The sequence below is a fragment of the Pseudobutyrivibrio sp. MD2005 genome (genome assembly GCF_000621865.1).
Taxonomy (GTDB): domain Bacteria; phylum Bacillota; class Clostridia; order Lachnospirales; family Lachnospiraceae; genus Pseudobutyrivibrio.
The window spans coordinates 49,803-70,121 of the sequence record NZ_JHXE01000020.1 but is presented as its reverse complement, the minus strand read 5'-3'; the positions used below and the strand labels follow the sequence as shown (position 1 = coordinate 70,121).

The 20,319-nt window shown below is 36.6% G+C and carries 22 protein-coding genes and 2 tRNA genes; 19 read left to right on the top strand and 5 right to left on the bottom strand.

Annotation, left to right across the window (positions count from 1 at the left end; translation table 11 throughout):
* Positions 1-345 precede the first annotated feature (345 nt).
* On the top strand, positions 346-1,842 hold the full coding sequence (locus tag T498_RS0108380) for a MutS-related protein (protein ID WP_028235522.1): 1,497 nt from the start codon (positions 346-348) through the stop codon (positions 1,840-1,842).
* Positions 1,820-2,506: a MerR family transcriptional regulator gene (locus T498_RS16230; RefSeq protein ID WP_051524681.1), complete on the top strand. Its 687-nt coding sequence runs from the start codon at positions 1,820-1,822 to the stop codon at positions 2,504-2,506. The genes T498_RS0108380 and T498_RS16230 overlap by 23 nt, the downstream gene beginning before the upstream one ends.
* On the opposite strand, the gene T498_RS0108370 is transcribed toward T498_RS16230, so the two are convergent.
* Both T498_RS0108370 and T498_RS0108365 read right to left on the bottom strand, forming a co-directional pair.
* Entirely contained in the window at positions 2,503-3,126 is a 624-nt protein-coding gene (locus T498_RS0108370) for a methylated-DNA--[protein]-cysteine S-methyltransferase (protein WP_028235521.1), read from the bottom strand. The two genes, T498_RS16230 and T498_RS0108370, sit on opposite strands and share 4 nt — an antisense overlap.
* Positions 3,123-3,668: a prolyl-tRNA synthetase associated domain-containing protein gene (locus T498_RS0108365; RefSeq protein WP_028235520.1), complete on the bottom strand. Its 546-nt coding sequence runs from the start codon at positions 3,666-3,668 to the stop codon at positions 3,123-3,125. Before T498_RS0108365 ends, T498_RS0108370 begins: the two co-directional genes overlap by 4 nt.
* Before the next feature lie 251 nt (positions 3,669-3,919).
* Between T498_RS0108365 and T498_RS0108360 the strand changes: the two genes are divergently transcribed.
* The 9 genes from T498_RS0108360 (at position 3,920) to vapD (ending at position 8,722) form a co-directional block, all read left to right on the top strand.
* Positions 3,920-3,992: transfer RNA gene (locus T498_RS0108360), tRNA-Gly, on the top strand.
* Positions 3,993-4,235: 243 nt separating this feature from the next.
* Positions 4,236-4,799, top strand: a complete 564-nt coding sequence (locus tag T498_RS0108355) for an RNA polymerase sigma factor (protein WP_028235519.1) — start codon at positions 4,236-4,238, stop codon at positions 4,797-4,799.
* Positions 4,796-5,941: a hypothetical protein gene (locus T498_RS16225; protein ID WP_028235518.1), complete on the top strand. Its 1,146-nt coding sequence runs from the start codon at positions 4,796-4,798 to the stop codon at positions 5,939-5,941. The genes T498_RS0108355 and T498_RS16225 overlap by 4 nt, the downstream gene beginning before the upstream one ends.
* Positions 5,942-6,123: 182 nt before the next feature.
* Entirely contained in the window at positions 6,124-6,393 is a 270-nt protein-coding gene (locus T498_RS0108345) for a hypothetical protein (protein WP_028235517.1), read from the top strand.
* 131 nt (positions 6,394-6,524) lie between these two features.
* Positions 6,525-6,597, top strand: a tRNA-Gly gene (locus T498_RS0108340).
* Between the two features lie 391 nt (positions 6,598-6,988).
* Positions 6,989-7,120 carry a helix-turn-helix domain-containing protein gene (locus T498_RS17275; RefSeq protein ID WP_081779729.1) on the top strand — a complete coding sequence of 44 codons (132 nt, stop codon included), beginning with the start codon at positions 6,989-6,991 and terminating at the stop codon, positions 7,118-7,120.
* A 128-nt stretch (positions 7,121-7,248) separates the two neighbouring features.
* Complete coding sequence (locus T498_RS0108335; RefSeq protein ID WP_028235516.1) at positions 7,249-7,932, top strand: DUF3800 domain-containing protein; 684 nt, start codon at positions 7,249-7,251, stop codon at positions 7,930-7,932.
* Between the two features lie 251 nt (positions 7,933-8,183).
* Positions 8,184-8,396, top strand: a complete 213-nt coding sequence (locus T498_RS17010; protein ID WP_155951043.1) for a hypothetical protein — start codon at positions 8,184-8,186, stop codon at positions 8,394-8,396.
* 2 nt (positions 8,397-8,398) lie between these two features.
* The gene (gene vapD / locus T498_RS15345; protein WP_051524680.1) at positions 8,399-8,722 is read left to right on the top strand and encodes a VapD family protein; all 324 of its coding nucleotides are present in this window, start codon (positions 8,399-8,401) and stop codon (positions 8,720-8,722) included.
* Between the two features lie 235 nt (positions 8,723-8,957).
* On the opposite strand, the gene T498_RS0108320 is transcribed toward vapD, so the two are convergent.
* Positions 8,958-9,308, bottom strand: a complete 351-nt coding sequence (locus tag T498_RS0108320; protein WP_036978178.1) for a helix-turn-helix domain-containing protein — start codon at positions 9,306-9,308, stop codon at positions 8,958-8,960.
* Positions 9,309-9,394: 86 nt separating this feature from the next.
* On the opposite strand from T498_RS0108320, the gene T498_RS0108315 reads away from it, so the two are divergent.
* Positions 9,395-10,090, top strand: a complete 696-nt coding sequence (locus T498_RS0108315) for a hypothetical protein (RefSeq protein ID WP_028235513.1) — start codon at positions 9,395-9,397, stop codon at positions 10,088-10,090.
* A gap of 424 nt (positions 10,091-10,514) precedes the next feature.
* Positions 10,515-11,138 (top strand): helix-turn-helix domain-containing protein, encoded by a 624-nt coding sequence (locus T498_RS16220; protein WP_051524679.1) that lies wholly within the window; start codon positions 10,515-10,517, stop codon positions 11,136-11,138.
* An 85-nt stretch (positions 11,139-11,223) separates the two neighbouring features.
* Here T498_RS16220 and pgeF read toward each other — a convergent pair whose 3' ends face one another.
* Positions 11,224-12,045, bottom strand: coding sequence for a peptidoglycan editing factor PgeF (gene pgeF, locus T498_RS0108305; protein ID WP_028235512.1), 822 nt, complete (start codon positions 12,043-12,045; stop codon positions 11,224-11,226).
* Between the two features lie 171 nt (positions 12,046-12,216).
* Here pgeF and T498_RS0108300 point away from each other — a divergent pair, with 171 nt between their 5' ends.
* Positions 12,217-14,880 (top strand): HD domain-containing protein, encoded by a 2,664-nt coding sequence (locus T498_RS0108300; protein WP_028235511.1) that lies wholly within the window; start codon positions 12,217-12,219, stop codon positions 14,878-14,880.
* 37 nt (positions 14,881-14,917) lie between these two features.
* Here T498_RS0108300 and T498_RS0108295 read toward each other — a convergent pair whose 3' ends face one another.
* Entirely contained in the window at positions 14,918-15,166 is a 249-nt protein-coding gene (locus T498_RS0108295) for a hypothetical protein (protein WP_028235510.1), read from the bottom strand.
* Between the two features lie 250 nt (positions 15,167-15,416).
* Here T498_RS0108295 and thyA point away from each other — a divergent pair, with 250 nt between their 5' ends.
* The 5 genes from thyA (at position 15,417) to T498_RS16215 (ending at position 20,315) form a co-directional block, all read left to right on the top strand.
* Positions 15,417-16,268 (top strand): thymidylate synthase, encoded by an 852-nt coding sequence (gene thyA / locus T498_RS0108290; RefSeq protein WP_028235509.1) that lies wholly within the window; start codon positions 15,417-15,419, stop codon positions 16,266-16,268.
* Positions 16,269-16,353: 85 nt separating this feature from the next.
* A complete protein-coding gene (locus T498_RS0108285; protein WP_028235508.1) occupies positions 16,354-16,845 on the top strand; it encodes a dihydrofolate reductase in 492 nt (163 codons plus the stop codon).
* A 28-nt stretch (positions 16,846-16,873) separates the two neighbouring features.
* The gene (gene ilvB, locus T498_RS0108280) at positions 16,874-18,565 is read left to right on the top strand and encodes a biosynthetic-type acetolactate synthase large subunit (protein WP_028235507.1); all 1,692 of its coding nucleotides are present in this window, start codon (positions 16,874-16,876) and stop codon (positions 18,563-18,565) included.
* A gap of 5 nt (positions 18,566-18,570) precedes the next feature.
* Positions 18,571-19,080, top strand: coding sequence for an acetolactate synthase small subunit (gene ilvN / locus T498_RS0108275; protein ID WP_028235506.1), 510 nt, complete (start codon positions 18,571-18,573; stop codon positions 19,078-19,080).
* An 8-nt stretch (positions 19,081-19,088) separates the two neighbouring features.
* On the top strand, positions 19,089-20,315 hold the full coding sequence (locus T498_RS16215) for a cell wall hydrolase (RefSeq protein ID WP_028235505.1): 1,227 nt from the start codon (positions 19,089-19,091) through the stop codon (positions 20,313-20,315).
* Positions 20,316-20,319: the final 4 nt, after the last annotated feature.

Sequence of the window (20,319 nt, the reverse complement as noted above, 5' to 3'; positions counted from 1 at the left end):
CTAATCAGAAGAATAAACGAGAAATAGATTAGTCAAGTCAGAGAAGAAGTGGCTAATCAAAATAATAAAAGAGAAATAGATTAGCCAAGTCAGAGAAAAGGTGGCTAATCCAAAGTGGATGCTACACGAGTGGTGTTTTTATCTAGAAAGTTATGCAACGCAAGTATGAAACGACACGCTGTAGAAGCGATGCTAAAATAGTGAGCACAATCATCACAATTCCAATTTTCTTAGTTAAAAAATGTTCGAGGTCTCGCCTCCTTTCTGCAGGCAATTTCATAGAAAATACTTGACTCTAAACCAGGTTCATACTTTAGAATCCTCCTCAAATAGGAGGATTTTTTTATGTCAAATGAAATACAGTATATTAGAAGAATGCATGACAGAATTGGGGGTGGTCAGGTTGATGAAATCACTTGGAATGACCTCCAGATGGATGAAGTGTTTATTAAGGTGAATCACACAAAAAGTTTTATAGGAGAGCAGTTGTTATATCATAATCTTCATTGTAATGAGAATGAATTTTTAGATGATACGACAGAAGAGATTTCGTCGAATGCTAAAATTAAAAACTACCTAATATCAAGAATTGGAAGAATAGGAAAGCGGCAGGAGAATTATTACCTGTATGAAATATTACAGGATAGTGAAATGATGTTGATTGAAAATGGATTCTTGATTTATGTATTGCAAGCTACGCTAGTAATCTTTGGAATGCTAGCCCTTATCACACATAGCGGTTATATATATGCAGTTTTGGGAATTAATGTGGTAATAAATTTTTCATTTTATTTCATGGTTAAACAGAAATATGAAATATACTTAAATACATTGACGTTATTTAAAGAAATATATTCTGTTGCTTATCAATTTAATAAAAATTCTTCAATTCGTAAATACGTTACGGATAAAGAGCGTCAGGCACTTCAGAATTTGAAAGGGGTAAACCGCATTCTAATAGGAGTAGTTTCGAGGCATCGCGCTAATATTGTTGGTGATTTGAGCTCACTTCTTTTAGATTATTTATATGGCGTACTTTTGTATGATATAGCAATTTACAACATTGCAATTAAAAAGTTGGCACAGCAAAAAGAAGACATATCCAGTTTGATGACTCTGATTGGCCGACTTGATATAGCTATATCAGTGGAAGAGTATCGAAAGGGACTAGAGTGCTGGTGCAAGCCGACTGAATCTAACTATCCAGAAATGAAAAATATGGCACATCCTTTGCTGGCTAACTCTGTTAGAAATGATTTTTCGCTGAAAAATAAGTTGATTATAACTGGGCCGAATGCAGCAGGAAAATCTACCTTTATGAAAGCTGTAGCAATCAATGTCATACTTGGAAAGTCTATAGGTACCTGTACGGCATCAGAATTTTCAATGCCGAAGATGCGTGTGATGACCTGTATGGCTCTTCGTGACGATGTACAAACTGGAGAAAGTTACTATTATCGTGAAGCAAGCTATATTAAGCGAATCATAGAAGAAGTTGCATATAGTAAAGAACCGCTTTTGATTGTGATAGATGAAATTTTGAAGGGCACAAATACACAAGAAAGAATCGCTGCTTCAAAAGCAATTTTGGAATACTTGGCTGATAAAAAAGTGTATCTTCTTTTGGCAACTCATGATGTAGAACTGACAGAAGCGGAAGGATATGACAATTATCATTTTGATAGTAAAATAGAGGCTGATGAGATTATTTTTGACTATAAGATACATATGGGTATTTCTAGTAGTAAAAATGCGATAGCGCTGTTAGAATATTTAAAGTATCCTAAGGAAATAATAAGAGTGGCAAGGAGCTATGTAGATGAAAATAGGAGAAGCATCTGAAATTCTTGGAATATCAATAAGCAATATTCGTTTTTACGAAAAGAAGGGGCTTATTGGACCGGCGAGAGATAAGGAAAGCAAATATAGAAATTATACTGAAGATGATATAAACGATATAAAACAGATAATTGTTTTGCGAAAGATGGGAATGTCAATTGAAACAATTTCAGATATTCTAAAGGAAGAAACTTCCGTTGAAGAAGCATTAGAAAAACAGGTTGAAACTCTAGAAGAGGAACAAGCTAAAATCTATGCGTCAATGAAATTATGTCAGAAAGCGCTTGGCGATAATAGCAAATCAGTGGAAGATATGTTAAGTCTATTTGATTATGTTGCTGAGGAAGAACAGCAGGGTGTTCGTTTTGCACCTGCTGAGGAGTTTATCGATAGTATCGCCGTCGCGCTAAACTATGACAATATTGTCACTACGTTGCCATGGGGATTTATGATATACACAAATCCTGTTTTTAACTATATAGGGAAGATTGTCTGGGCGGCATATTTTATTATTGTTCCGCTTATACTGGCGGTAGCGATATTTGCTAAATCAGAAGATCCCAAGGGGAAGGCAAAGTTGGTTATTTTGGTAGTATGGCTTCTTACTGTTTGTTATGGAACATATCAAGCAAGCAAAGTGAAAAAGATTAATAGAGATAAAGCTTAATCCAAACCATATTTTTTCAAATCGACTTTTCCTTTGATGACTTCTATGCCATCGGCTTCTAGTAATTCTTTTTGAGCCCAGGCTCCACCAAAAGCGTATTCGCCGGCTAATTCGCCTTTGGAATTAACAACTCGATAGCATGGGATATTTTCGAAATCAGGATTTTTGTGTAGAGCATTTCCAACGGCTCGGCACATTTTGGGATTGCCAGCCATAGCTGCGACTTGTGCATAGGTTGCAACTTTTCCTTTTGGAATCTGTTTAACCGCTTCGTATATACGTTTTGAAGGAGAATCAGTAACTAAGTCGTAGCTTTCTGCAATCATTCGTTTGATATCTTCATCAGGAATTGAGCCATCCAAAACGACAGTATTCCAGTGCTCTTTATTCTGATGATAACCGGGCTGAACTGCATCGTAAGTGCGTCGCCAAAAATCTCTCCATTCTGGATCGCATTTTAGATTCAAACAGATATAGCCATCCTTTTCATAACTCCATAGAAAAGCTTTTTTGCTAGGTTTAACTCTTATAAGTTGCCAGTTTGGATCGTGGAAAGGGGCCTCTTGATATGTGTATGGAAATGTTAGTCCATAAGAAAGTGCTTCTTCTCTTGTTTTCATTTTTCGCCTTTTAAATTAACAATTGTATATCCATGATTTGTTGATGGAATAAAAGTTTCAACGATATCTTTTGTCAGTATCTTTAGACTGGAAGTATTGATGCAAGGGTGACAGCCGATATATTCATCTTTTAAAATATCCTCATCTAGTAGAAGTTTAACAGCATTATCCTTGTCATTAATCAAACCCATAATACTCAAGGAACCTGGAGTGATATCTAAATACTTTATCATATCTTCTGCATCTGCAAAGGAAAGTCTTGCAGAATTAATCTGAGAGGAGAGTTCCTTTGTTTTGAATTTTTTATCTCCTGGCATTAGTAGTAAATAGAACGCAGTTTTCTGTCGATTGCAGAGCATTAGGTTTTTGCACATCTCTACACCAAGGGCTTCATCTGCGGCTTTACACGCTTCCATAGTTTCGGAAGCTTCATGATCAACGCGGTCATATTGGATGCCAAGCTTATCTAGATAATCGTATGTACGAATTTCTTTGTCTAGTCTGCCATCAGTATTTTGTGGTCTTCCATTATATAATTGCATATTGCACGTCACCTCGTATGTTTGTTTTTCATAATTATACTCTTAATAGCGGGGAGAAACAGCTATTTTAAAATTTTCTGAAAAAAGATGAGAATGTAGGGGTTCTTTGCAACTTTTTTATTTAGCTTGACTTATCGGTACATATCCAATAGAATGACTATTGTCGTTAGGAAATGACGATTTGAAATTGATATATAGTTGGTAAAGCGTGTTGCCGTTTTTTTCGCGGAGCTCGAAAAAGCCAGCAAATTGCGCGAGTGGCTCAGTTGGTGGAGCGCCACCTTGCCAAGGTGGAGGTCGCGGGTTCGAGTCCCGTCTCGCGCTCTTTTAGTATAAAAATAGGATCATCCATTTATGGGTGGTCCTATTTTTATACTAAAAGAGCACTTCAATCGAGACGGGACGACCTATCACGATTTATCGAGCTTGCGATGAGAAATCGTGATGTTTCCTTAATCCCGTCGAGCGCGAGACATTTAATCTTTTATAAAATCCTGTAACTTTTTAATATTTTTTTCGGCTATATAGATGTAAGGCGCTTACAAATAAAACAACAAGGGGGGAAACATGAGAGACGAAGAGATAATAGACTTATATTTCAGACGAGATGAAATGGCCATTATAGAAACCGATGATAAGTATGGTAATTATTGCGGAAAAATAGCAGGAAATATATTAAAAGATGAGCTAGATGTAGAGGAATGCGTCAATGATACATACTTGAAGGCTTGGAATAAAATACCACCCACACGACCAAAAATCTTCAAAGCATTTCTTGCAAAAATCACACGTGAATTAGCTTTTGATCGATATCGGAGCTTAACGTCAAAAAAACGTGGTCATGGGGCTGTTGAAGAAGTTCTAGAAGAACTGGAGGAATGCATTCCTGATCACAACAATGTGGAGCAAGAAATTCTTGGGAATGAACTGGCGGTTATTGTTAAAGATTTTGTAAATAGCTTACCTGAGAAGGAAGCATATATATTCCTGAGTAGGTACTTTTATGCAGAAGATTTATCATCGATTTCGAAGAAATTTGATATGTCAAAAAACAATGTTTCTGTAACTCTAGGTAGACTTAGGGGAAAGCTGCAAAATAAACTTGTCAAGGAGGGGTATTTAGCATCATGAAAAGAGACGAATTATTTTTAGCAATGAATGGCGTTGATGATCGTTTAATAGTAGGTTGTGCTAGTTATTCATCGAAAAATAAAATAGTAAAATTTAAAGGTGTGAATAGAGGTATGGTTGCAGCAGCTTGCCTTTGCATGGTTTTAATTCTGTCAGGAACAGCTTATGCAGCATGGAAATATCTTTCAGCAAGAGATGTGGCAAATAAGATTGGTGATACAAAACTTGCAGAAGCCTTTGATAAACAAGGTGACTGGGCAGGTGGCGAAACACAATCCTGTGGTGGATATGATATTGCTATGATTGGCTTGATTTCTGGTAAAGAATTATCTGATCATTTGGTAACATTTGATGGACAAGTTGTTAGTGATAATACTTATGCGGTCGTAGGAATAAGTAAAACAGATGGCTCTGCAATGCCAGATGCTTCAAGTGATAGTTATGGTGAAGATGATTTTCTTGTTTCTCCATATATCCAGGGATATAACCCAAGCAGATATAATATTTTTACATTGAATGCAGGTGGATATTTAGCTGTTGTTGAAGATGGAATTCAATATCGTGTTATGGAAGTTGAAAACATAGAAGCTTTTGCGGACAGAGAAATATATTTAGGTGTTTCCGATGGCACATTCTACAATTCTGATGCTTATATATATGATACTGACACGGGAAAAATATCAAGAAATGGAAATTATGATGGTGTCAATGCATTATTTGTACTTCCAATGGACCCATCAAAAGCAGATAAGGATGCAGCCGAGGCTATTATTGAAAAAGTTGACAACCCTGTTGCAGAAGATATACAAGAAACGCCAACAGATATAGAAGTAGAGGCGTTTATGTCTAAGCTTACTGTAGATAATATAGATGACTATGCTACACCTGTAGAATCAACCAGAAAGACTGTAAAGCCAGATAAAGATGGGTATATTAACTATGAATATGTGATGCCTAATGGCGATTCAGGAAGCTACTTTTGGAACATGAAGGATTTGTTCCCAGATGGAAAGATTGGAATGAGTGAGAACTTTAGTTATTCTTCATCAGAAGATGGAATGAAAGACTTAGTTATTGAGACATATACCCTAAATCAAGATGGCACAGTTACATGCGTTATATATGTGCCTAAGAATCAGTAAAAATATATGAGCTGGCTTGATTGCCAGCTCATCTTAATGGAGGAAATCTTGAAGACAATAAAGAATTCCACTTCTATCTGTTTTTTAGATAAGGGATGTGACTAAATGATATAGAATATGTTTTCATTCTTTGCTATAGATGTTATTATTGTTACCAGTGAAGTTTGTTGAGGAGGAATTATATGTACTACGTACCAGAAGAAACATCACTTGCTGGATTTTATGAATGTAGTGAGTGTTCAAATAGATTTTTATCTGTTCAAGTGGGGCCTAGTTTAGTTTGCCCTTATTGTGGGAAAGAGCCTGATATGGAAATTGGACCAGATGAAGAGATGCCAGTTGTAAAAGAAACAGCGAAGCTTTTGCAGGTTGTGAAAGGTGTAGAGGAAGTGGAGAGAATGGATGCGCTTCTTTCGTTGGCTGTTACGGGAGGAGATTATAGCTGGATGTAAATAAACTAGGAAAATGAAGTTTTCTGAAAATCATTCAATAATGAAGAAGCTTTGCAACTTTATTTTTTAGTATTGACTAAAGGGTATTTATCTTATAAAATAACCATTGTTGTTGAGAACAACAGCAATTTGCGCGAGTGGCTCAGTTGGTGGAGCGCCACCTTGCCAAGGTGGAGGTCGCGGGTTCGAGTCCCGTCTCGCGCTCTTTTAATGCAGAAAATGAGGTCATCCATTTGGATGGCCTCATTTTTGCATTAAAGAGCACTTCAATCGAGACGGGACGAAATGCACATAGGAGGGACCCACTTTAGTGGGAGGAACCTGTTTGCCACGACGCAGCCGTGCGAAGCACATATAATGCTGCGTCTTCCCGTATGATTTTATCGAGCTTGCAATGAGAAATCGTGATGTTTCCTCCTTATGCAATGACTACTATAGCTGATGTATAGATTATTTAATCCATAAGTGAATTATCTGTGAATTAGAGAAATTCTATAATCAATTCATAAAAAGGGAGGACACTCATATGCTCCGATTAAGGATTGATGAAATACTAAAAGAGCAAGATCATAGTAAATACTAGCTTTTCAAGAAAATGGAACCGATGAGCTATCAAAATTTTAATAAGATATACAATAATGAAACCTCATCGATAAAATTTGAAACGTTAGAAAAACTTAAGACGGCATTAAATGTTTCCTATGATGATCTATTTAGAGAATTTTAAGAATAGACTACGTGTCTTGACTTTACGTACAAATCTGTTATCATTTAATTAGCATTTGGGCTGGCAGAAATGTCAAGGTCCAACCTAATCGGCGGGGGGACTCCCCGCCATTTTCTTTGGGAGAAATTATGAAAGAACTAAGCATCTTTGTCGATGAGTCTGGCGACTTTGGAGATTACAATTCGAAATATGCTCCTCAGTATATTTTTTCTTTAGTTTTCCATGAACAAGAATTTAATATCGAAGATAATATTAAAAAGTTCAACACAGAGATGGCTAATCTGGGGTACTTTAACCATGTAGTTCACACGTTACCCTTGATAAGACGTGAATATGTTTATTGCAACTTATCTCCAAATGAGAGAAGAACAATCTTTACCAAGCTATTTTATTTTGCCAAAAATGCTCCAATCCAGTATAGAAACTTTGTTATCGAAAGAAAAGAATATAAAACAGAAGATGAATTAAAAGCTAGAGCCGCTGTGTTACTTGAAAGATTCATCAATGAACATTATGAATATTTTTCATCGTTTGATAGAGTTGTTTTGTACTACGACAATGGACAAAAACAATTAGCCTCTGTGCTACAAGAATCATTAGGTAAAACAATTGTTTCATATGAACGTAAACTTGAGGTATCTCAGGGTAAATATAAACTGCTCCAAGTTGCTGATATGCTTTGTACATTAGAGCTACTTCAAATAAAATCTGATGCTAATTCTTTATCTGAATCAGAAATCAAAGTATTTCATTCTAAAAGAGATTTGAAGAAAGAATTTTTAAAGAAAATAAAGTGTAAGGAATTCTTATAAAAGGGGTACAACTGGGGTACATTCGTTGTTTTCATTGCACTGTATCGCTGAAAAGTTATGTGAAAAGATAGTAATATTTTTTAATTGAAATCATGATATAATCTATTTGTAACTATAAAATATTGATGGTGATTGATATGTATAAAATGATTATATGTTTAAACGAAGAAAAAATTCAAAAAGATAATGTGCTTAACATAAACGTCTTGTATGAAAAGTTAAATACTATTTTTTCTAAGCGAGGTTTCTCTTTGAGTCTCGAAAATGGAAGACATGTTTACTCTGGAACAGATTCAAGCTCTGATTATCCAAACCTAGGCATTATACTTAACGGCTTAAAAAAGCAAGAATGGTTTGTTCAGAATATTTCGATTTGGCTTCTTTGCAATAATGAAGATAGTGATACACCAGATGACTTTGACGAAGAAGATTTAGTAGAATACTTCGGATTTAAGGCGGCTTAGTTATGGCCAAAAGAAAACACTATAAATCAATTGAGTTTGATTTGGATACAAAGAAACTTCAAGAATTTTATAAAGATTATAGAACTGCATATCGTGACATAAGAGGTTTCATGACAAAACATGGGTATATACATAGACAAGGATCTGTTTACAATTCTAAAGAAAAACTTCTGGAAACGGATATTTTAGTATTAGTTGATGAGTTGAGAAATTTTTTTCCTTGGGCATCTACTTGCATTAAAGCTTTTGATGTTGCTAACATCGGGCAGCAGCATAGCATGTTGATGCAACTACAGGCATCTGATGATGATGACTTTGCAATTTAGATTTTTCAGGTGACCCCTTAGGTGTTCCCTAAGCAAATAGCGGTGCTAGAATCCCCTTTCTATCAGTATTTTAGGATAAGGAATGCGATTCGAGTCCCGTCTCGCGCTCTTTTAATGCAGAAAATGAGGTCATCCATTTGGATGGCCTCATTTTTGCATTAAAGAGCAATTCAATCAATAATTTCGTTTCTATGCCCATGTTTATTCAAGTAAGTCTTTTAGAATGGTCAATATGTCAGCTATTCTTCGTAGCATATAAGTTATTTGCATATGCAAGAATCCTTTTTATCATATTACGTTCATTATCTTTGCATTGACTAATTAGCTCGAATAATTCAGGATCAGATGCCTTATATATTGTATAAGATACAGGACTTGGATCGTCGGTCTGATTGGTTAAATATTCAACTGACGTATGTAGGACATTTGCAATTACATTTATCGTTTGAATTGAAGGAGTTCTTTCGCCGGACTCGTATCTTAAATATGCTGGTTGAGAAAGTTGCATTCTCTTTGCAGCTTCCATTTTAGTGATTCCATTTTTTTCTCTACATTCAATTAATCTTTTTATATTTAATCCTGCCATCAATAATGCCCCCCTGAATTTAGTATTGATTATACCAATGGAATAACATACAATCAATATACCAATGGTATATAAGGGAGTGTGTGGTGAACAAGATAAATAATAGTGATCGAGGTGTCTTTTTAGAAAGTAATTGGCGGCATAGAGTATTGAGCGATGAGAGAGTCAAGTTTTTAAAATTGATTACTGATAATTCAATACATGATAAAACATGTAAGCTTTTACAAAAATATCCTGATAGAGATATTATATGTTTGAATGAATATGATGAAAAACTATCGCAGTGTAGGGGCTGTGCTATCAAAGCGTATCTTAGGCTTGGCGCTAAAGATCCTAAAAACTATAAAAGATATTGCACATTTTTCGATAATACATTTTTAAGCGCTAAAGTTCTTAGAGAGATATATGTCACTAACAAGATGACAACTTCTATATTCGAAAGAACATTGACAATCAAATATAAAGAAGATACCTGGAGAATTATATCTCTTGATAATGATGGAAACGTTCAGCTTAGACATAATAATTATAAAAGACTTACAGATGGTACAAGACAATTTCTAGGGGGATACCATATACAAAATAATTATTGTAAACGAATTAAAATAAGGCCGGCTCTATCGGTGATAGAGACTTATGATTATAAGATACACTCTATTAATGACAGTATTCTACAAACGGTTGACAAGAATAAGCACAGCGCATTAAAACAAAGTGCAATAAGTAGATTTTTAGCTTGGAGTAAGAGTGTTAATAACTGGTTTAAAAGAATGTTGTTTTGATTTAAATTCGACAACAATGAAAGGTAATATCGTATTTGCGGTACTGTTTTTGTCGTTACAAGGTCTCGCCTGCCGGCTCGGTCGGTGCTTCTGCTGCGCAGAGGTGTCCACCGGACTAATCACTACGGAAAAAGAAGGATACTCCATGAGATATCCCGTAAACTAGGAAAAATTACAAAATCTAATATAAATAGACTAGTAAATCTTGCAGTTTGAATAATAAATTTAGCTACAACAGTAGATTCACAGATGAATCAAGATTTATAAGGCAAATATTGGATAGAAAGATTTTAATATCTTTAGTATCGGGCATGTATTGTTTGGGGATATCCTTGCGTGTCACAAATTGTGACATGCCCAATTAGCTTGTTTTTATTGTACTTTCAACGCTAAAACGTTAATGTAAATCTAGGAGGTGGGAATAATGAGTGTTGGAAGTCAAATTAAGCAGAGACGTACTGAATTAAATATGAGTCAAGAAGCACTTGCAGAAAAAATAGGAGTTTCACGTTCAGCCATTTCAAATTGGGAGATTGAAAGAAACTACCCCGACTTACAGGTTATAGTGACGCTATCAGAGATATTAGATATTTCACTTGATACATTGTTAAAAGGGGATACAGTAGTAGTGGAAAAAATATCTACTGATACAGTACAACGAAAATCTCTCAGCAAAAAACTTAAAATTGTATATATTTGTTTGGCGCTACTTGTCATATTATTAGGATTTACATTATACAAAACAAGGTGGACGGATATATCTTCAGCTAAGCAAATACAAGCATTGCAGTTTGATGGTGAAAATTTCATTGTTACAACTGATTTGCCTTTTTATAGAAGTATAGGTGGGGTTTATATTGATTATTCTATCAATGGAGAAATAATAAACTTGACATTAATGTCTTATAGGGATTTATCTATGAGTAATGAAGAGGTATTAATAACAAAAGCGTACTTGCATCCTAATACGACAAAGGTTGCTATAGTATATAATAATGAGCCTTTAGTCATGTATAATATAGAGGACATAGATTTACGCGTAAAGTAAATATGCTGAGGAAATGATGGAATCTATTTTATTGCGTGCTACAAATAAAGCCTCTACTGCTACTAAGCGGTAGAGGCTTTTGAAATTAAAGAGAAATAAAAGCAGCTAAGCTACCTCTATTGGCACCCATGATTCTGTGAGAATAAAATAGCTTAGGGTTACAGCGTGTGCAATAATCAGTAGTCTCGATATGGTTTTCAGGGATGCCTGCCTCAAGAAATACTAAGCGGCAAGCTGACCATAAGTCTAGCATGTATTTGTCTTTGTCATCTGGGTTAAATGTAGATGGTCGGAGTAACTCAGTTTTATGTTCCTCGCCAAAAGCTTTGATAAATTCTTCTGCAACATCAGCGCTTACTTCATAACAATCACGGCAAATACTTGGAGCGATTCCACATAAGATGTCATTTTTATCGCAGCCAAATTCAGCTTGCATTTTTTCGATAGTAACTTTGCCAATCTTGCCAACAGTTCCACGCCAGCCAGAGTGAGAAAGGGCAACTACTTCTTTGACGGGATCGTAGAAAAATAGTGGGACACAGTCTGCATAAAATGTTACAAGTGGCATGTCCTTTACATTGGTGATCAGTCCATCCACATCATCATAAGGGAGCGGTTTTGTAAGCCCGTTGCCAGCATCTTTTTCATCTACGACAATTACATTTGTAGTATGAGTCTGTTTTGAAAGACACATGCGGTCGTAGTTCATATCCAAAGCATCTGCGATTCGATGATAATTCTCACGAACATTATCATCTGAATCACCTCTATTAAAGCCTAAGTTTAACGAATCAAATACACCTTCGCTTACACCGCCTATTCGAGTAGAAAATCCATGCTTAATACCAGCATTTTTGAAGGAATCAAATGTAAGAAAAGATACACCATTTTTATTTTCTAATTTCATGTTAAAACCACCTTTATATTAATAGGTTAAGTATATCTTAAAACCGTATAAATTACACTCTTTCTAATTTCACAGAAAGACCATGGTTTGGACATAAATATTTGTTTAAATAAATAATAGACAATTGTTGAAATTTGGACTTTTGAACATAAAAAATGAAGGTAGATGATTATGAAAAAGAATGACAATCAAATGATTTCAAGACTGTTTTTTTCTTTGCTTCCTGTACAGATATTAGTATGCGCTATGGGGTCAATCAATTCTATTGTTGATGGCGCGGTGGCAGGTCATTTTATAGATGCAATGTCTGTGGGAGTTGTTGGTCTATATTTTCCGATGGTTAATGTGATGACTGCTGTAAGTTCTGTCATTTTAGGCGGAACTACTGTCTTATGTGGAAAATATATTGGTAAGGGTGATGTGAAAAGAACAGGCGGAGTGTTCACACTCAATATTTCAACAACATTCACAATTGGTGCAGTTGCAACTATTGTATGGCTGACAGTTCCGAAAATGCTTGCCCATATTTTAGGAGCAAGTGATCAGCTTGAGGCAGGATTGATTAATTATATTGTTGGATATGCAATTGGCCTGTTGCCAATGCTTCTTTCACAACAGCTTGCGGCATTTTTGCAATTAGAGAGAAAAAATACTCTTGGATATATTGGCGTCGCAGGAATGATCATATCAAATGTTGCATTTGATATTGCCTTTGTTGCAGTATTCAATTGGGGCATTTGGGGATTGGCTTTGGCTACATCTTTGAGTAACTGGGTTTATTTCCTGATTTTGGCTCCATATTATTTCACATCCCAGGCACAGTTTAAATATCGTATAAACGATATTGTATGGTCGGATTTATGGGATATGATAAAAATAGGATTTCCAGGGGCACTTCTTGTTTTCTGCTTGGCAGTTCGAGGTGTAGTTATTAACAGGATTCTTCTTGTTTATGTTGGAAATGATGGTCTATCTGCAATGTCTGCCTATAGCATGATAAACGGCTTCATGATAGCCTTTTGCTTAGGAAATGGCTCTGTTGTTAGAATGCTTACTAGCGTATTTATTGGAGAAGAAGATAAGCTCTCAATGCGAGCAACAATAAGAATTGTTTTGACTAAGGGAATGATAGCCTCAGTAGCATTTGCGGCGGTTGTTCTGTCGTTGTCATCTTATATCACATCGATATTTTTTGCAGACAAGAACTCTATCGTATATCAGTACACTCATCAGTTGATAATGATTTATGCGATGATTGTTCCTCTTGTATTATTGTGCCAGCTTATCACTAATTATTTGCAGGCCCTGGATCATAAGATTTACGTTAACTTTGTCTCTGTTTTTGATGGATTTTTCTCAATGGTTATTCCATCTGCAATACTTGCGCCGATTATGGGGGCATTGGGCGTATGGCTGTCTAACGTTATAGGTGTCGTAGCTACGATATTGACAGCTGTAATATATTGCATTATTTTCTGGCGCAGATTTCCTAAAACTATCGATGAGTGCATGTTGCTTAAGCCGGATTTTGGTATTCAAGATGATCATAGATTGGATGTGGCAATACACAATCTGGAAGATGTTTCTCTGTCATCAGCTAAAACTCAGAAGTTTTGCGAGGATAATGAATTAGATAAGAAAACATCTTACTATGCTGCACTTTGTTTGGAGGAGATGTGTGCCAATGTAGTGGAACATGGTTTTGGATTAGATAAGAAAAATCATTTGCTAAACAGCATGGTGATTTTTAAGCCTGGAGAAGTTGTTCTTCGAATAAAAGATGATTGTAAACCATTTAACCCGTCTGAAATGGCAGAAATGATTGCGGCAGATAGTGATGCAGATAATATCGGCATAAGAATGGTTTATAACATTGCGGATGATGTTGCTTATCAGAACATGTTGGGCTTGAATGTTCTTACAATAACAATAAAAGATGAGAATCTTATTGAAAAAAAGAGATTGGATTATCTTCTTGAAAGGACATTGAAAGAACGGGATAAGAACCTTCATAATATTTATAGAGATACAGTTTTTTCGACTCAAAATATCCTTTCAAAATATAAGCTGATATTCCCTGAGTATACGGATCATTCAGAGTTTCATACTCTTAATGTTATAGATTCCTGCAACAGAGCGATAGGCGAGTCCCAGATTAATAAACTCAACGCAGATGAAATCTATATACTTTTGGTTTCCTGCTTCTTGCATGATGTAGGCATGGGCGTAAGTGAAAGCGATTATGAGGAGTTTAAGAAAATTCTGGATACAGATGATTTCTTTGGTAAGAATCCAGATGCAACAAAAGCTGATTTTATTAGGAAAAAACATAATGAGTTTAGCGCATTGTTTATAGAGAAGTATCATGATTTGTTTGATATACCTTCAAAAGAGCATTTATTTGCCATAAAGCAGACGGTGCGAGGTCATAGAAAGACTGATTTATACAGTGAAAAAGAGTATCCTGCAGAGCTGAAATTACCTAATGGAAATATTGTACATATGCCTTATTTGGCAGCACTGGTCAGATTGGCAGATGAGGTAGACGTTGTAGCAAGTAGAAATCCACTTGTATTATACGATATAGATACACTGACTGATGAGGTGGAAATATTCGAGAATAAAAAGTTAAATGCCGTGAAATCAATGCGAATGACAAAGAACGATTTTAATTTGTACTATTATACCAACGATGATTCGATTGATGAGGCTATACATGAAATGGCTAATAAAATGCAAAAAACTTTGGATTACTGCAGAGAGGTGGTTGGCAGCCGAACCAGTTTTGAAATAACTCAAAAGAAGATAGTTTTACATAAGCTTGATAGGCCGTAAAGAAAAAGGAACCAGCGAAATGCTTGGTTCCTTTGCTTTAATTATTTAATGTTGAGAAATAATCCTCAATAGCTGTGGTATCGATATCGTAATACTCGTATGTTACATTTTCTGCAGCGGCAGCCTGAATCTTTGTGTAAATTGAAAAACCAATCCAACCTACTATAAAAAGACCGATTACTGCAACACAGATGATGCTCATTGTCTCTTCTATCTTTTTCTTTCTAACTAAAGACTTACGATGAACTCTATCATATTTCTTCTGATCGACTTTTTGTTGACTCATTTCTTCTCCTAAAACTAGGCTGATATATTTCCGTTGGAGCAGCCTAATTATCATAACTACAAGATATAGTAACTCAATCAGACTCTTTTTTCAAGAATAAAGCCTTTTAGTTCCTGGTAATCTAAAAATAGTAAATTTACTATTCAATCCCACAATATGTTGTGGTAAAATTTATAAGGAATATAACATAGATTAAGTGTAGATATATAGAAGTTTACAATATAATCAAGTTTTACGAAGGAGAGGTTTTATGAGTAAAGCCGACATAATTTTTAAGAATATGTGCCGTGATATCTTAGAGAATGGCACAGATACAAAGGACGAAATTGTCCGTCCAATCTGGCAGGATACAGGCGAAAAAGCCTATACAATTAAGCAGTTTGGTGTTGTTAATAAATATGATTTGAGAGAGGAGTTTCCAGCACTTACTCTTAGAAAAACGGCTCTCAAATCAGCTATGGATGAAATCCTATGGATATATCAGCGTAAATCAAACAACATCAAAGATTTAAAGCCACATATCTGGGATGAGTGGGCTGATGAGAATGGTTCAATTGGAACTGCCTATGGATACGTAGTAGGAGAAAAATTCCAGTTTAAGGGCGAAATGATTGATCAGATGGATTATGTTCTTAAGCAGCTAAAAGAGACTCCTTACTCTCGTAGAATCATGACCAATCTATATCAGTTCCATGATCTTGCTACAGGACATTTGGATCCATGCTGTTATTCAGCTACTTATAATGTCACTAAGGATAAAAATTCAGATAAGCTGGTACTTAACATGGTGCTAAATCAGCGTTCGCAGGATATCCTTGCGGCTAACAACTGGAATGTTTGCCAGTATGCAATTCTCCTTATGATGGTTGCTCAGGTAAATGATATGATACCAGGTCAGTTGGTACACGTTATTGCTGACGCACATATCTATGATAGACATGTTGATGCAATTAAGGAGTTGTTGAGTCGTCCAGAGCTTCCGGCTCCAAAGGTTCGTCTCAATCCTGACGTCAAAAACTTCTACGATTTTACAACTGATGATCTTATCGTAGAGGGATACGAAGCCGGCGAACAAATCCGTAACATACCTATCGCTGTTTAATATGCATATAAGGAGGGACCCAGTTTACTGGGAGGGTGCCCTACGGGAGCTTGAGATTCTTGGAGGGCCGATGAGAGGAGTTTAGATGAATTTAATTGTTGCAGTAGATAGAAATTGGGCTATAGGCAAAGATAATAAATTGCTGGTGAGCATCCCAGATGATATGAAGTTTTTCAGGGAGACCACATCAGGCAAAGTCGTTGTAATGGGCCGAAAGACATTAGAGAGCTTTCCAAATGGTAAGCCTCTGAAAAATAGAGTTAACATCGTTCTTACAAGAGATAATAATTATCAGGTTAAGGATGCGATAGTTGTTCATTCAAAAGAGGAATTAAATGCAGAATTAACAAAATATAATAACGATGATATTTTTATCATTGGTGGCGAAAGCATTTATAGAATGATGCTGGATGAATGTGATAGAGCATTTGTTACATATGTTGATTACGCATATGATGCAGATACCTATTTTCCAAATTTGGATGACAATTCAAAATGGAAGCTTGCAGAGGAATCTGAGGAGCAGACATATTATGACATAGAGTTTTATTTTAGGACATATACACAGGCACGTTAGTTAATTAAACAACTTTGAGGTACGTAGAATGGCACTTAATATTACTGGAAGGAAACTGTTTGTTAAAGCATTAAAGGAAGAAGGCGTAGATACAATATTTGCATATCCTGGCGGTATGATTACAGATATTGTGGACGAGCTATACAAGACCGAGGATATAAAGGTGGTCTTAGGTCGTCACGAGCAAGCGCTTGTGCACGAGGCAGAAGGATACGCTCGAGCTACGGGCAAGACTGCGGTGGTACTGGTTACTTCAGGCCCTGGCGCTACTAACACTATTACCGGAATAGCAGATGCTTATTACGACAGCATTCCTATGGTCATTTTTACAGGACAGGTGCCACTTCACCTTATAGGTAATGATGCGTTCCAAGAAGTTGATATCGTAGGAATGACACGCTCTATCACCAAATACGGTGTTACAGTTCGCGAGCGTGATGATATGGGCAAGATAATCAAAATGGGCTTTCAAATTGCATCTACAGGAAAGCCAGGTCCTGTACTTATTGATATTCCTAAGGATATACAGGTTATGACTGGAAATCCAGAATATCCAAATCATGTAGATATTCGAGGATATCATCCGAATGAGACTGTTCACATTGGTCAGCTCAAAAAAGCATATCGTCTTCTGAAGAATGCAAAACGTCCACTTATTTTAGCAGGCGGTGGCGTTAGAATTTCAGGTGCTCAGGATAGGCTCTTAGAATTTGCAGAGAAGATGAATGTGCCTGTGACAACTACTGTTATGGGTAAGGGCGTTATGCCTGAGAATCATCCATTGTTTGTTGGAAACTGTGGAATGCACGGTAGGTTTGCTGCAAATAAGGCAGTAACAGAATGTGATGTTTTGTTCTCAATTGGAACACGATTTAATGATAGAATTACTGGTGAGTTGGATGAATTTGCGCCAAAGGCCAAAATCGTCCATGTTGATATTGCATCAGCATCAATATCTCGAAACGTTTCAGTTGACGTTCCAGTTACTGCGGATGCAGGCATAGCTTTGGAACGTTTGGTGGAGTATGCAGAAAAAATCAATACAGAAAAATGGTTGGCTAAGATAAACGAATGGGAAGAAGAACACCCATTAAGTATGCCTAATTCAAAAATAGGCATCTCACCTCAGGAAATCTGTGAAGGAATTAATAGGGTGTTCCCTGATGCGAATATAGTTACTGATGTAGGTCAACATCAGATGTGGGCATCCCAGTTTATTAAGCTTAACAAAGATCAGGAGTTTATTACATCTGGCGGATTGGGAACTATGGGATTTGGATTCCCGGCAGCTATTGGCGCTGCAATCGGAAATCCTAAGAAGCCTGTTGTTTTAATTACAGGCGATGGAGGTTTCCAAATGAATATGCAGGAGATGGCAACGGCTATGTCTGTTAAAACACCAATAGTTATATGCATATTTAACAATGCCAATCTGGGCATGGTTCGCCAAATGCAGCAGCTGTTTTATGGTAAGCGATACGAAATCACAGATTTATCTGCTGAGGATGGAAACTACTATCCTGATTTCTTGAAATGGGCATACAGCTACAATTGTAAGGCTATTAGAGTGATGGATTCCGAAGGAGTAGTAGCAGCCCTTGAGGATGCAAAGGCAAATACAGAGGGGCCAACAGTACTGGACTTTGCTGTTTCTCCAGACGATTTAGTGCTTCCTATGGTAAAGAGCGGTACTCCACTTAGTGAAATGATTTTGAGGTAGAAAAGATGAAAAATAGATGGATTGCTTTATACGTTGAAAATCAGGTCGGTGTTTTGGCTAAGGTATCAGGCCTTTTTTCTGCTAAATCATATAATTTGCAGACGCTTACAGTTGGTACAACAGAAAGGGAAGATGTCTCTAGAATGACAATATCAGTTAAGGCCGATGATACAACCTTTGAACAGATTAAAAAGCAGCTAAATGCTATGGTTGAAGTAATCAAGGTTATCGACCTTACTACCATGCCAATACATATGAAAGAAATCCTTTTTGCTAAGGTATTTAACCTTAACAATGAAGGTAAGACTGAAGCTTTTCAGATAGCTGAAGTTTTTGACCAGGGTGGAAATGTTAAAATCGTAGATATTGGGGTTGATTCAGTTTTGTTTCAATGTACACTTACAGAGAGAAAAAATAATGAGTTAATCACGCTTTTAAAATCTAGATTTAAGAAAATAGAGGTGACTCGTGGCGGTGCTGTTGCGGTAGAATCAATCAGCAGCTCTTGCCGATAGGAGAATTTATGAAAAAAATAAGGGGCTGCCTTGCTATGCTGATTCTGGCGGCGGTGTGTATCTATAGCACATCTGCACAGGCATCACAGTCTGAAGTTGATAGGCTTAAGGAAGAGTCTGAAAAAGCGTCTAATGCGGTTAATGAAATTAACGATACTAAGAAGCAGGTAGAAGACGCCAAGGGACAACTTGAGGAGCAGGCGGATAGTCTTTCGGGGCAAATTTCAAATCTTAATAATCAAATAACCTCTGTAGTTGGCGAAATATCATCCACAGAGGAGGACATAGCTGAAGTAGAGGCTGACATTGATTTATTGAATGAGGAGCTCAAAAAAACACAAGCGAGCCTCGATGAGCAAAAAGAATCAATGAAGCTTCGCATCCAGTATATGTATGAGAATAAATCGACAAACACACTTGTAAATTATCTGGAATGTGGTTCCATTTCAGAGTTTTTGCAGCGTTTAGAATATATGTCTCAAATTACAGCTTATGATCAAGCGGCTGTAAAAAAGTTTGAAGAGACAGAGGCAAAGCTGGAAGAGACAAAAGCTGCTATTGAGGAGAAGAGCGATGAGCTTAGCGCATATCAAAGCAACCTGAAGTCAAAGAAAAATCAGCTTGGAACATTAGTAAATAATACTTCTACAGCGTTAAACACTACTAATTCTCAAATCGCAGATACACAAGCTGCAATAGAGGAATTGGAGAAACAGCTGGAAGAGGCAAAATCATACGAGAAAAGAATTCAAAAACAGTATCAGGATGCGCAGGTGGCTTTAGCTGAAAAGCTTGCTGGTGAGCGAGGTGGATACTCTGGTGGCTACAGCACAACAGATGAAGAGACACTTTTGCTTGCAGCATTGATTCAGGCTGAGGCAGCCAATCAGGGAGATGCTGGTAGATTAGCAGTAGGTTCAGTTGTTATGAACAGAGTTGCTAGCTCAAGATTCCCTAACACTGTATCAGGAGTAATCTATTCTTCTGGGCAGTTTGCACCTGTTACATCTGGTCGAGTGGCAATCATTTTAGCTGAGGGACCAAATAGTGCGTGCCAATATGCCGCATCGCAGGCTATTGCCGGCAATACCAACACTGACGCGTTGTTCTTCTGTACTTATACTTATGCGCAGGCATTGCATCAATCACAGGTAGATGCAGGTCAGTCAGGATTTCTTGATAGAACATCGGGCACTGTATTAAATGCCCATTATTTCTATAACTATAATAATTAATAAA